Below are 12,853 nucleotides of genomic sequence, written 5' to 3' on the forward strand. Positions count from 1 at the left end.
TTATGCCAGTGCCTCGGTCGAGCTTGCCATCTTCCTGACAGAAGACTCGCCACTCACTTCGCGCGCCACCTTCCACACCAGCACCGCCGCCACGATATCGAACGCTGCCAGCACCACGAACAACGGGCTGTAGCCAATCTGCGTGACCAGCACGCCGAACACCAGGGTGAACACCGCCGCCCCCAGATAGCCGCACATGCCACCCATGCCGGTCGCCGTGGCCACCTGGTCCTTACTGAACGAATCCGAAGTGATCGAGTACAGCGCCCCCGACAGCGTCTGGTGGGCAAAGCCGCCAATGCACAGCAACAGGATCGCGGTGTACGGGCTTTCCACCAGGCCGATGCAGGCCGGGCCGATCATGCAACTGGCACCGAACACCAGCACCATCTTGCGCGAGGTGAACAGCGACACCTTGAAGTAGCGGTGGAACAACGGGCTTAGGTAACCGCCCAGCACACAGCCGATATCGGCCGCCAGGAACGGCAGCCAGGCGAACATCGCCACTTCCTTGATGTTCATGTGCCGCTCGGTCATCAGGTACAGCGGGATCCAGGCATTGAAGGTTTGCCAGGCGGGCTCGGAAAGAATTCGCGCCGATGCGATGGCGTAGAAGTTGCGGGTTTTGAAGATGCGCTTCCACGCGCCCTTCTCGCGGGTGTCCTGTTTGAAGTGCGCTTCCTGCCCGGCAAGGATGTAGTCCCGTTCCTCATCGCTCAGGCGCTTCTGGTCACGCGGGTGCTTGTACAGCAGCATCCACAGCAACGTCCAGACAATGCCTGACGCGCCAACAATGACGAACGCCAGTTGCCAGCCACTGTGCAGGATCGCCCACACCACCAGTGGCGGCGCCAGCAAGGCGCCAAGCGACGAGCCGATATTGAACCAACCGATCGCCACCGAACGCTCCTTGGCCGGGAACCACTCGGTAGTAGCCTTGACCCCGGCCGGCAAGCCCGCGGCCTCGGTCATGCCCAGCAGCCCGCGCATGAATGCCATGCTCTGCCAGCCTGTAGCCAAGGCCGCGCCGGCACAGGCCACAGACCAGGCCATGGCGAACACGGCAAAGCCCAGCTTGGTGCCGATGAAGTCGATGAACCAGCCGGCCACCGGCTGCATGAGGGCGTAGCACACCTGCCAGGCGGCGACGATCTTGGCGTATTGCTCGGTACTGATGGAAAGGTCGGTCATCAAGGTGGGGGCAGCCACCGAGAGGGTATTGCGGGCGAGGTAGTTGACGACGAGCCCGGCCGTGACAAGGCTGACCATCCACCAACGGATGCCTTTCATCTTCATGGTTCACCTGAATTTTTGTTTTTAGAGTTGCGGGTGATTGGCGCAAAGGCCGACGGGGGCTATTTGCGACAAATTGTTTCAGGTGGAAGATTGCCACGTCATATGTCGTCGTACAACACTTATTATTTCTAGCTGTTCGCAGCTATGTTGTACGACCTCAATCAAGCTGCTGGGCTCGCAGGGCCTGCGCCAGCATGTCGATAAAGGCCCTGACCTTGGCCGAGCCGTACTTGCTTTCGCGGTGCAGCACATGAATGGGCCAGGGCGCCTCCTCGTACTCGGCCAGGATCACCTGCAGTTGCCCGCTGGCCAGCTCTTCTGCCACTTGGTACGACAGCAGCCGGGCAATCCCCAGCCCGCCGCTGGCCGCTGCGATTGCCCCATCATTGCTGGTTACCGTCAGCCGCGGCTTCATGCGTACCAGCGTCGGCTCATCGGTGACCCCAAAGCGCCAACCGGCCCGTGGCGAAAGGTTGGTGGTGCCGATCACCGCATGCCCTGCCAGGTCCGACGGGTGCTCCGGTACGCCATGACGCGCCAGGTAGTCGGGCGAGGCACACAACATGCGACGCACCCTGCCCACCCGCAACGCCTTCAACCCGGAGTCGGGCAAAGGACCGATGCGCACGGCCACGTCCATGCCCTCCTCGACCATGTTCACAACACGGTCGAGGAAGTAGGCGGAAACATCGACTTCCGGGTACTGCTGCAAGTAGCGGACGATGCACGGCATGACGAACTTCTTGCCGAACAGGATCGGCGCGGTCACTGCCAGGTCGCCCTTGGGGGTGGCGTTGATACCGGCAGCCGCCTCGTTGGCTTCGTGAATGCTGGCAAGGATATGCCGCGTGTCTTCCAGATAGCGCCCGCCGGCCTCGGTCAGGCGCACGCTGCGGGTAGTACGCAGCAGCAGCTTGACCCCGAGCTGGTCTTCCAGAGCGCTGACGGCGCGGGTGACGGCGGCTGGCGAGATGTCCAGGCGGCGAGCAGCGGCGGCGAAGCTTTCCAGTTCGCCGACGGCAACGAACACCTTCATCAGGTGGATCTGGTCCATGCGAGCTCCTGGCATCGGAGGGGGTGGAGATTATCGGATATCCGGGCGTTTTATGCTTGCAGGACAGGCATATCAGATTTCCAGCACCAGGGCCTGTGCGCCCTCTTCCTGATGTGCCGGCACAGCACAACAGATCAGTACCGAACCCGCCTCCGGCAGCTCTGCCGGTAGGTTCGGGTAATGCACCTGGCCACTGACGAGCTTGGTCTTGCAGGTGCCGCACGAGCCGCCCCGGCAACTGAACTCTGGCGCCAACCCACGCGCCTCGGCCAACTCCAATAACGTACCGCTACCGGGCGTCCAGCGTGCCTCCTTCGCCGAAGCCGCAAAATACACCGGCACCGGCTCGTTGGCAGCGGGTAGGTGTTGCACGGTGGGCCGCCCGTCATCCGTGTGCCGGCGCAGCGTCGACGGGCCAAAGGCCTCGGCGTGAATCCGCGCATCCGGCACATGCACCCCGCGCAGCCCTTCATACAATGCCTGGGTAAAGCTGCCTGGGCCGCACAGGTAGAAGTCATAGTCGTCCAGCGCCAGCGTCGCCTTGACCTGCTCGATGCCCAATCGCCCGATAAACTCGAAATCGCGACCGACCCGCGCATGCCCTTCCGGTTGGCTGAGGGCACGGTGCACGCGCAACAACCCAGCGGCCTGCTGCTGCAAACTCGCCAGCTCCTGCTGAAACGGCAATTCGGCCAGGCTGCGCGCGCCATGAAACAAATGAATTCGCCGGGCCTGCCCCGTGCTCACCTGCTCACGCAGCATGGCCAGCAAGGGCGTAATACCCACACCTGCACCAATCAGCACCAGCGGCCGTGTGCTTTGCTGGTCGAGCGTAAAGCTGCCCATCGGTGGGCGCACGTTCAACACATCACCCGCCACGATGCGCTCGTGCAAATAGCGCGAGGCCGGGCCCTGGGCCTTGACGCTGATGCGCAGGTAGCCATCAGCGGGTGCACTGGACAGGCTGTAGGTGCGGATCAGCGCAGCCTCGCAATCACGCTGCACTTGCACAGGAAGATGCTGGCCTGGCGCGAAGGCCACACGGCTACCGGCCGGTGGCTCAAGGTAGAACGAGCGGATATCACGGCTTTCCTGCTCCACCCGCAGCACACGCCAGGCTTGCCATTGGCGCTGTTGCCGGCGTTGCTCCAGGCGCGCGTCGGCCTCGGCCCAGGTACCCGTCATCAGGCTGGTCGGTGCGTACGCCTTGAAGGCCCAGCGCAGTGAGACCGCAGCCGGGCGCCACACCACCTGCTCGACCTGCAGCGTCCATAACCGCTCGGCACCTTCAAAAGCCTGGATGGCAGGGCTGTCCAGCAGCACCTCGGCACGCCCGCATACCTGCAGAACATTACCGTTACTGAAATCGATGAACAGCAAGCCTGCCTGCGGGTTGACCAGCAAATTGCCCAAGGTGTTGAAGTGCAGGTTGCCAGCGTAGTCGGGAATGGTCAGAAGGCTGCCTTCGACCTTGATGAACCCTGGCCGACCACCCCGATGGGAGACATCCACCGAGCGCTGGCCATTGCCGTGCTCGACATAGCTGGCGACGAAGAAGGTATCGGCGCCCTCGATCATGCTGGCAGTCGTGGCATCCAGTTCAGGGGCGTCAACGCGCCCCTGCGGGGGTTGGTCGACACGGGTGTAATCACGCAACTGAATGTACTGCGGGCAGTTGCCGAACGACTGCTCCACGGCCACCTGCAGTTGCCCTTGTGCAGCCTGACGGATTTGCCCATTGATGCGATTGCGCCGACGGGTGTGCAACTCGATACCCAACAGGCCGACCGCCTCTCCTGCTACCAGCCCAGGGGTGGCGGGGTCGTCCGCTGGCAACGTGGTATCGATGGTCAGCAGGCGAGGGTCGGGCGAGCTGACAAACCCTTCTGGCCCCTCCAGCAGGGTGGCCCACGGCCGACCCAGGGTATCCACGCTGGCGGCGATCATGAAAGGTAACTGATGATAGAAAGTACGGTGCTGGTCGGGCATGTAGTCACGAATGACCTTTTGCCCGAACGCCTCCATGCGCTCTGCTACACCGACCTTTTCCTGCAGGGTCTTCTCGCCCGCATGCCAGGGCGAGGGGCGATGGTCCGGGGGCTGTTGCATGGCGGCGTTCCTCCCGATGGCGGGGTGTCAGGCGCTGGTCTGCAGCCCGATCACTGTGCGTGGCATGGGCACGAAGCCTGGCAGTGACTCGATCCGTGCCAGCCAGCTGCGCACGTTGGCATAGGGTTCCAGCGACACGTTGCCTTCGGGCGCGTGGGCGATGTACGAGTAATTGGCAATGTCGGCGATGGTGGGCGTGCTGCCCGCCAGGAATGGCGTCCTGGCTAGCTCTGTATCGATCACCTTGAGCAGGGTGTGGGCACGGCCAATCACTTCGTCGGTATTGAACGAAGCCCCGAACACCGTCACCAGGCGGGCCGCAGCCGGGCCGAAGGCCAGCGGACCGGCAGCGACTGACAGCCAACGTTGCACACGGGCAGCGGCAGCAGGCTCTTCGGGCAACCAAGTGCCGTTGTCATACTTTTTCGCCAAGTAGACGAGGATGGCATTGGAATCGGCGATCACCGTACCGTTGTCATCGATGACCGGGACCTGGCCAAACGGGTTGAGGGCAAGGAAGTCCGGCTGCTTGTGTGCACCTTTGGCCAGGTCGACGAACACCAGCTCTGTGGGCAGGTTCAGCAGCGAGAGCATCAGCTCGATGCGATGGGCGTGGCCAGACTTGGGGAAGTTGTAGAGCTTGATCGGGTTCGACATGGGCTTGGCTCCTGGTCAGCACCGGGATGGGCTGATGGAGCACATGCTGCACTGGATCGGCTGGCAGCAGAATCAGTGCGCAGGGGAAACCATAATTTCGCGCAGCGGAATAATGGTTTCCAGAACGTGCAGGTGGTCAGTTCAGTTTCTTGAAATAGCGGAACAACCCGCGCGAAGCCTCGACAACCTGCGGTACGCAGGCCTGGATATCCGCTTCGCTCATCTGGTCCAGCAGTTCGAAATTGTCCTCCAACCCATGCAGCGAAATCGCCTTGAGCAGTTGGTCCTGCTCCTGCGGCAACTCGCCCCAACCGGCAATCTGGGTACCGCGCATGTAGCCGAAGCACCATTCCTCCATCACGATCACAGTGCCCTGCTCGTCTTCCCTTTCTTCGAACAGCGGCTCGAACTGGTCGACATCATCGCTCAGCTCTTCCGCCACTTGGCTGGCATAGCGCAGCATCAACGCCACATAAGCCTCTTCATGTGCCGGCTTCTTGAACTTTGGCACCTTGCCACCGGCAGCGGCTGGCAACCAATGTTCCGGGGTCACGGTTACCGGTGAACTGGCCAGCGCGGTGAAGAAACCATTGAGCTCGGCCAGGTTGAGTACCGAGTAGTCGTTGCCATAGGTGATCAGCAGGTCTTCGAGGCGGTCGAGTTCTTTTTCGCTGAGTACGGGGAGCATGGGGTGAAAATCCTGGGAAGCAAAAGTGTGTGCACCCTAGCACAGCAACGGCGCAAGGGCTGCCCGCGAGCACCACTGCGCGGGCAGATTCCTCAGATGGCCAACCAGCCCTGCAACTCATGCTGCCGTTCGGTGCCAATCAGCAGCCAAAGCAAGATGCGGCACTTGCGCGGGCAGAGGTGCCCGGCCATTTGCACGCCTTTGCGCTGCAGGTCGATCTCGGAGCCTGCAAACCCGTATGTTGTCCGGGCTGTAGGGCCTCTACCTGTGCGGGTGGCTACAATGACCGGCAAGGTGGGCGCCAGATGCTCCAGCACATCGGACCAAGTACCGGAAACGTGCCCAGCACCGAAACCAGCAATGACCAGCCCTTCATAGCCCAATGGAGCCACAGCCTGCAGCAGCGCTGTGTCCACATCCAGACAAGCCTCCAGAAGGGCAACGCGCTGGTCGGTTCGGCCCGGTAACGGCAGCACAGCCCGACGACCTGGCGGATGGCGATAGACCACAACACCCTCTACAACTTCCGCCGAAGGGCCGAAGCCTGGTGACTCGAAAGCCGCCATCGCCAGGCTGGCCATCTTGCGAACCCTTGCCGCGCAATGGACCTGATCATTCATCACCACCAGTACACCACGCCCACGGCTGCCTTGTGCCAATGCAACCTGTGCCGCAGCCAGCAGGTTGGCCGGGCCATCGTTGCCCACCTGGCTGGCCGAGCGCATGGCACCGGTCATCACCAACGGTGCATCGAATGGCCAGAGCAGATCAAGGAAATAGGCCGCTTCCTCAAGGCTGTCGGTGCCTTGGGTCAGGATCACCGCCTGGGCACCGCGCTCCACCTCGCTACGAGCCCAAACCAGCACATCCAACAACGCCGCGAATCCCAGCGATGCACTGGGGGCCAGGGACAATGAAGCAACGTTCAACTGCGCCATTTCGCGCAACTGTGGGACTTGAAGCAGTTGCTGCTCACAATCCAGGGTTGGGGCCACGCCACAGCCAGCAGCCCCAGCCTGCATGCTGACGGTACCCCCTAAACTGGCGATCGACAGCCTGGGCAGGCTTGAATGCTCAATCATGCGTCTCCTCCCACAAGTAACCCGATCAACGGCACAATTCCCAGCGTGCTGATGGCCATCGACATCACGTTGCCAATGTAGCCATGCACATAGGCCGGCAACCGGCGCGTGATCGCCACCGCCAGCGGCGGAGCCACCAGCGCCCCCAGCACAGCACTGCTCACCACGACTTCCCAGCTGCCGCCATGCGTCAGCACCGCGGCCGGAACGATCGAGACAATCGGAATGTAGGTAGGGTACCACCCACGGGCTTGCCACTGGCTACGCCAGATGACGACACCAACCAGGGACGCCAGGGCCTGCCCTGCCACAATGTGCATCACCAGCATTGAACCGTATGCCGGTGCAGCCGGGGCCACAGCCCGCTGCCATAGCAGATGGCAAAACCTTGCCATCGATACCCGCGAACATGGGCCCAATGCGCCAGGCAAGCCCCTAGCAACAAGCCCAGAGCAGGCAGTTCATGTTTGTAGAATGCCACCTCGCTGATATCACCCACTATCCAGCGCAAGCGGCTTAGCGGCTGATCGAGTGTCGCCGCCAGTTGCGCGTAGTCCGGCCATTGGCCCAGCGCTAGGCTGGCTACCAGCAGTATCAACAAGCAAATGAAGAGCAACACAGGGGAGCGCTGCCGACTGGACAAACGTAATGCCTTCATACGCGCCCCCTCAGCGTGGCATAGGCGTATGCAGGCGATAGCCAAGCGACGCATCATAGAGGTCGGTGCGGCGGTCACGCTGCAGGTCGTTGAGGCTGTTCCAGATCGGTGCTGAACGCGCGCTGCTAAGGTCGACGTCGGCATACAGAATGGCCTCCTCCTGCGCACTGGCAACCTCCCCGATAGGCCAACCATTGGTACCGGCGATCAATGAACAACCGAGAAAGCGCCCTCCCCGTTCATTGCCGATACGGTTGGCGGCGGCAATGTAGACATTGTTTACGTGCGCGGCGGTCATGGTCAGGTACGAGGCCATGCAACGACCTGCTTCGTCGAACAGGGGGGGTGGAGTCCACACCCAATTGTTCAAACTGCAAATGATGTCGGCGCCTTGTGCGGCCATAAGCCGCGGCACTTCAGGGAACCAGATATCCCAGCAGATCAACAGGCCTATACGACCGATAGGTGTCTCGAACACAGGGAACCCGAGGTTGCCCGGGGTGAACCAGAGCTTCTCCTGGTTCCATAGGTGAGCCTTGCGGTAATGCCCTAGCAGGCCGTTGGGGCCGAACAGTGCGGCACTGTCGTATAGCTTCAGTCCATCACGCTCGGTGAAACCCGCTGCCAGATACACCCGGTGCTCTCTGGCGAACGCTGCCCAGGCTTTCAGGCTGCGGCCCTCCTGCAACGTCTCGGCATGGGCGTAGGCCTCGGCACGGGAGTGGAAGGTATAGCCGGTGTTGGCCAGCTCGGGCAGCACGATCAGATTGGCGCCTTCACGCGCCGCGCGTCGAGCCAGTGCCAAGCCTTTGCTCAAATTGCCGTCGCTGTGTTCGACCCCGACCTGAGGGTCGTACTGGATGACGGCAATACGGACAGGGCTGACGGGGGTGCTGTGTTCAGACATGGCGGCTTCCTTCTTGTGGTTGTTTTGGAAGGTCGCCAGTAGAGCGGGGTTCGGCTTGGCGGGGACAGTCGGGTGAGTCCTATGGGGTCGACAGACAAGCGAATAATTGCAATAGGAAAAGTCTCACAGAAACGCTCGGGCGCCGCTATTTCCCAACTTGATAATGGGGGTAGTCCTCAAGGGTGAAGCCACCATTGAACGCCGCTGAAGTTCGATGGCAGAGGTTGATGACTGCATCCAGCGCGGTACGCAAACACGGCTCGGTCCAGCCGGCGTCAACAGAGAAAGACTCTCCAGCCAGATACAGCCCTGAGCGGGCTGAAATCGCGGTTGTATTTCATCAGCCCGACCGCGTCATAGTAGGTACCTGCTCGATACAGCTTCGCGCAGCCGAGCGCATTTTTGTCCGTCATCCAGCGCTGTATGCAAATGTTTCGGGTATCGATATAGGGCGATATGGCTTCATGCAGTCATCGGCGTAATGGTCGTTGTATCGGTAGGCATAGACGTCGTGGACAAAGCTGTCGGTGACGAGAATCTGCGGTAGCGCCGAGTTGCGGTCCAGATAGTGCTTCTTCAGTGGCGCATAGACCTTGCAGCTGGTTTCCCAATGAGCGTGGTTCCATGCGTCCATAATCGACTGCGGGAGTGCCCAATATAAGCCGGCCCGTTGAACATCAGCCCTCTGCTATCAGGCACAGTGCTGGCCTCCAGATACGGTGCAGCATATGGCACACCTTCCTTATCGACACGGCCATGCACCAGCTGCAAATGGCTGCTGAAACCCAAAATTGCTGTACGTAGTGGGTAAAGGCAGCAGACGTCATAGAACGCTCCCCAGCTCCCATCACCAATGCCGATGGAATAGAAAATGGCCGACTCTTCACGGCTCATGCCCAACCCACCGAAATCACCAGGGTTGGCGGGGTCCCACGCTGTCAGCACCGGCAAATGTACCAAATCCCTGAATGACATCAGGTGATAGCGCTCGACAACACTCTGCCATATCGACGCCCAGCATTGCGTGCCATATACCACAGCGATGCGCTCGGCAAACTGCCCGGCGAAGCGGTACCATTTTTCATAGACCTTTTGCAGTGTGGCTGTAGGTGGAGGGGTATTCCCTTCTGGATTTCGCCAAATCAGCAGCTCTGGCTTCTCCTCTCCTTCTAGTTGTCCATTCCGAAGATAGATACCCGTTGCATTCACCCAGGGTGTCCCAGGGTTTGGAAATTCGGAAAGCCGTAGCTCGAACAGCTTGGCGTAATAGGCCATAAGCGAGCGTCCATCTTTAGGCGGTTCGCCTGTCCTGCTGAACAAAGGTATACGCATGGCCCCCATCTCGAATGGCGTTGAAGGCTGCTTGTGATTACCGCCTTTGTTCACCACAGTCAGGTGGCGACCGCCCACACGCTGCGACTGCTCTATCAAGGTGATGCGGGTGAAACCACAGCGTAGCAATTCCCGAGCAGCAGTTAACCCTGTGACACCAGCACCGACAATGCAGATCCGATGTTCCGGTTGGGCGGCACTTGCAACGCCTCCCGGTTGTTCAACCAGACGTCGGTAATCGAAGCAGAGGTCTGGTGGATTCGGAAACCGTGCGGCCCACGGCTGCAAGGGCAAGGATGGCTCAAGGGCCAGATCAGCAGGATAGTTGTGGGTCGAACCGATGGTCATGTTCTCGGGCGCTCCATGAATTGAGAAGCCTGAGCATGATCGAGTTGAGATGTGCGGAGTGTTGGTTATGTGTCACCAACACCCACAGAATCGAGAAAGGCCTGTGGGTGTTGGCTTGCGTTGGACGTTATACCGCCAGCGCGCGCTCACGCAACTCGCTGTTGAGGATGCGGTCGTTCTCGCTGTAGTCGACCGGGCAGTCGATCACGTGCACGCCTGGGGTCTTGATGCAGTGTTCCAGCAGCGGCAGCAGGCCTTCGGCGCTTTCCACGCGGTGGCCATTGGCACCATAGGCTTCGGCGTATTTGACGAAGTCCGGGTTGCCGTAGTCCAGGCCGAAATCGGTGAAGCCCATGTTGGCCTGCTTCCAGCGGATCATGCCATAGCCGTCGTCACGCAGGATCACCACGGTGATGTGCATGCCCAGACGTACCGCAGTTTCCAGCTCCTGGCTGTTCATCATAAAGCCACCGTCACCGCACACCGAAATCACCGGGCGGTCCGGGTGCACCAGGTGCGCGGCCATCGCCGATGGCAAGCCGGCGCCCATGGTCGCCAGGGCGTTGTCCAGCAGCACGGTGTTGGGCTTGTGCGCCTTGTAGTTACGGGCGAACCAGATCTTGTAGATGCCGTTGTCCAGGGCAACGATGCCTTCGGACGGCAGTACACGACGGATGTCGGCCACCAGGCGCTGCGGGTAGACCGGGAAGCGGTTATCGTCGGCACCTTCGGCGATCTGTGCTTCGTTGGCTTCACGAATGGCCATCAGGCGGGTGAAGTCCCAGTGCGACGTGTCGTTCAGCGCTTCGCTGATCTGCCAAACAGCGTTGGCAATGTCGCCGATCACTTCAACCTGCGGGAAGTACACGGCATCGACTTCAGCGGAGCGGAAGTTGATGTGAATGACCTCGGTGCCGCCACGGACCATGAAGAATGGCGGCTTCTCGATCACGTCGTGGCCGATGTTGATGATCAGGTCGGCCGCTTCGACGGCGCGGTGAACGAAGTCACCCGACGACAGCGCGGCGTTGCCCAGGAAGCGCGGGTGGCGCTCGTCGACCACACCTTTACCCATCTGGGTGGTGATGAACGGGATGCCGGTCTTGTCGATCAGTTGCTTGAGGACCTTGGCGGTCATCTTGCGGTTGGCGCCTGCGCCGATCACCAGGATCGGGTTACGGGCGTTCAGCAGTTTCTCGACGGCTGCTTCGATGGCCACGTGCTCGGCCAGCGGGCGGCGGTGCAGGCTGCGCGGGATCGGCAGTGCATCAGTCTGCTCGGCGGCGATGTCTTCTGGCAGTTCCAGGTGTACCGCCCCCGGCTTTTCTTCTTCGGCCAGGCGGAAGGCTTCGCGCATGCGCGACGGGATGTTGTCGGCCGAGGCGAACTGGTGGGTGTACTTGGTGATGGGGTCCATCATGCCGCACACGTCAATGATCTGGAAGCGGCCCTGCTTGGACTTCTTGATCGGCTTCTGCCCGGTGATCATCATCATCGGCATGCCGCCCAGGTAGGCATAGGCGCTGGCGGTGACCAGGTTGGTGGCGCCAGGGCCGAGGGTCGACAGGCTGACGCCGGTCTTGCCGGTCAGGCGGCCGTAGGTGGCAGCCATGAAACCTGCAGACTGCTCGTGACGGGTCAGTACCAGCTTGATCTTCGACTTGCGCAGGGATTCGAGCAGGTCGAGGTTTTCCTCACCAGGAATGCCGAATACATACTCGACACCTTCGTTTTCCAGGCATTGCACAACGACATCGGCGGCCTTGGCCATCTTGCTTGCTACCTCAAGTGATGGGACGGTGGAAGTCCAGAAATGCGCAGCACGGTACGCTGGCATCGCCAGGTGCAGGGGCAGGAGTGCCCTGAACAAAGTCTTGACGTAGGGGGGCAACAGGAAAGTCACGTTAATGCGATGGGATATTGTCGCAGGTACCAGTAGGAACAGCCTTGTGCGGCTGTAGGAGTTGCAATTTTCAGGCGAAAGGACAAAACCCCTACCTGCATGTGCAGATAGGGGTTTTGCGAAATGAATCTTGACGATGACCTACTCTCACATGGGGAAACCCCACACTACCATCGGCGATGCATCGTTTCACTGCTGAGTTCGGGATGGGATCAGGTGGTTCCAATGCTCTATGGTCGTCAAGAAATTCTGTAGCCAGAATGTCCAGATGGACAGCCCAGCGAATTCGGATATGTGATTGTGTGGTTCGTTGCGAACTTTCGGTTCGTATCATCTTCACCACCGCAATTTGGCTGACGCACAAATTGCTTGGGTGTTATATGGTCAAGCCTCACGGGCAATTAGTATTGGTTAGCTCAACGCCTCACAGCGCTTACACACCCAACCTATCAACGTCGTAGTCTTCGACGGCCCTTTAGGGGATTCAAGATCCCAGTGAGATCTCATCTTGAGGCAAGTTTCCCGCTTAGATGCTTTCAGCGGTTATCTCTTCCGAACATAGCTACCCGGCAATGCCACTGGCGTGACAACCGGAACACCAGAGGTTCGTCCACTCCGGTCCTCTCGTACTAGGAGCAGCCCCTCTCAAATCTCAAACGTCCACGGCAGATAGGGACCGAACTGTCTCACGACGTTCTAAACCCAGCTCGCGTACCACTTTAAATGGCGAACAGCCATACCCTTGGGACCGGCTTCAGCCCCAGGATGTGATGAGCCGACATCGAGGTGCCAAACACCGCCGTCGATATGAACTCTTGG

8 protein-coding genes, 2 rRNA genes and 2 pseudogenes (1 of these 12 only partly in view) are annotated in these 12,853 nt (G+C 60.4%); all 12 read right to left on the reverse strand.

Annotated elements, in window-relative coordinates; genetic code table 11:
- Window positions 1-1,296, reverse strand: coding sequence for an MFS transporter (locus tag ACNQP3_RS22590; protein ID WP_041166576.1), 1,296 nt, complete (start codon window positions 1,294-1,296; stop codon window positions 1-3).
- A gap of 157 nt (window positions 1,297-1,453) precedes the next feature.
- Window positions 1,454-2,350, reverse strand: a complete 897-nt coding sequence (locus ACNQP3_RS22595) for a LysR family transcriptional regulator (protein WP_012273812.1) — start codon at window positions 2,348-2,350, stop codon at window positions 1,454-1,456.
- Between the two features lie 72 nt (window positions 2,351-2,422).
- Window positions 2,423-4,459 carry a pyridoxamine 5'-phosphate oxidase family protein gene (locus ACNQP3_RS22600; protein WP_264316484.1) on the reverse strand — a complete coding sequence of 679 codons (2,037 nt, stop codon included), beginning with the start codon at window positions 4,457-4,459 and terminating at the stop codon, window positions 2,423-2,425.
- Between the two features lie 27 nt (window positions 4,460-4,486).
- Window positions 4,487-5,116, reverse strand: a complete 630-nt coding sequence (locus ACNQP3_RS22605; protein WP_012273814.1) for a glutathione S-transferase family protein — start codon at window positions 5,114-5,116, stop codon at window positions 4,487-4,489.
- 136 nt (window positions 5,117-5,252) lie between these two features.
- Complete coding sequence (locus ACNQP3_RS22610) at window positions 5,253-5,804, reverse strand: UPF0149 family protein (protein WP_012273815.1); 552 nt, start codon at window positions 5,802-5,804, stop codon at window positions 5,253-5,255.
- Window positions 5,805-5,896: 92 nt separating this feature from the next.
- Window positions 5,897-6,886 (reverse strand): asparaginase, encoded by a 990-nt coding sequence (locus tag ACNQP3_RS22615; RefSeq protein ID WP_264316485.1) that lies wholly within the window; start codon window positions 6,884-6,886, stop codon window positions 5,897-5,899.
- Window positions 6,883-7,544 (reverse strand): annotated as a pseudogene (locus ACNQP3_RS22620) (hypothetical protein). The gene ACNQP3_RS22615 and the pseudogene ACNQP3_RS22620 overlap by 4 nt, the downstream one beginning before the upstream one ends.
- A gap of 10 nt (window positions 7,545-7,554) precedes the next feature.
- The gene (locus ACNQP3_RS22625; RefSeq protein WP_060514922.1) at window positions 7,555-8,451 is read right to left on the reverse strand and encodes a nitrilase family protein; all 897 of its coding nucleotides are present in this window, start codon (window positions 8,449-8,451) and stop codon (window positions 7,555-7,557) included.
- Window positions 8,452-8,596: 145 nt separating this feature from the next.
- A pseudogene (locus ACNQP3_RS22630) lies at window positions 8,597-10,131 on the reverse strand (FAD-dependent oxidoreductase).
- A gap of 127 nt (window positions 10,132-10,258) precedes the next feature.
- A complete protein-coding gene (locus ACNQP3_RS22635; RefSeq protein WP_012272225.1) occupies window positions 10,259-11,902 on the reverse strand; it encodes an acetolactate synthase large subunit in 1,644 nt (547 codons plus the stop codon).
- Between the two features lie 260 nt (window positions 11,903-12,162).
- A 5S ribosomal RNA gene (gene rrf / locus ACNQP3_RS22640) occupies window positions 12,163-12,278 on the reverse strand.
- A gap of 136 nt (window positions 12,279-12,414) precedes the next feature.
- A 23S ribosomal RNA gene (locus tag ACNQP3_RS22645) occupies window positions 12,415-12,853 on the reverse strand (it continues 2,454 nt past the right edge of the window).

Origin of the sequence: Pseudomonas sp. LFS074 (assembly GCF_047978165.1) — a bacterium.
In the GTDB taxonomy this organism is placed as follows: Bacteria; Pseudomonadota; Gammaproteobacteria; order Pseudomonadales; family Pseudomonadaceae; genus Aquipseudomonas; species Aquipseudomonas putida_P.

Coding starts and splice junctions, on each gene's coding strand:
- ACNQP3_RS22590 (WP_041166576.1), bottom strand. CDS start 1,296: ATGAAGATGAAAGGCATCCGTTGGTGGATGGTCAGCCTTGTCACGGCC.
- ACNQP3_RS22595 (WP_012273812.1), bottom strand. CDS start 2,350: ATGGACCAGATCCACCTGATGAAGGTGTTCGTTGCCGTCGGCGAACTG.
- ACNQP3_RS22600 (WP_264316484.1), bottom strand. CDS start 4,459: ATGCAACAGCCCCCGGACCATCGCCCCTCGCCCTGGCATGCGGGCGAG.
- ACNQP3_RS22605 (WP_012273814.1), bottom strand. CDS start 5,116: ATGTCGAACCCGATCAAGCTCTACAACTTCCCCAAGTCTGGCCACGCC.
- ACNQP3_RS22610 (WP_012273815.1), bottom strand. CDS start 5,804: ATGCTCCCCGTACTCAGCGAAAAAGAACTCGACCGCCTCGAAGACCTG.
- ACNQP3_RS22615 (WP_264316485.1), bottom strand. CDS start 6,886: ATGATTGAGCATTCAAGCCTGCCCAGGCTGTCGATCGCCAGTTTAGGG.
- ACNQP3_RS22625 (WP_060514922.1), bottom strand. CDS start 8,451: ATGTCTGAACACAGCACCCCCGTCAGCCCTGTCCGTATTGCCGTCATC.
- ACNQP3_RS22635 (WP_012272225.1), bottom strand. CDS start 11,902: ATGGCCAAGGCCGCCGATGTCGTTGTGCAATGCCTGGAAAACGAAGGT.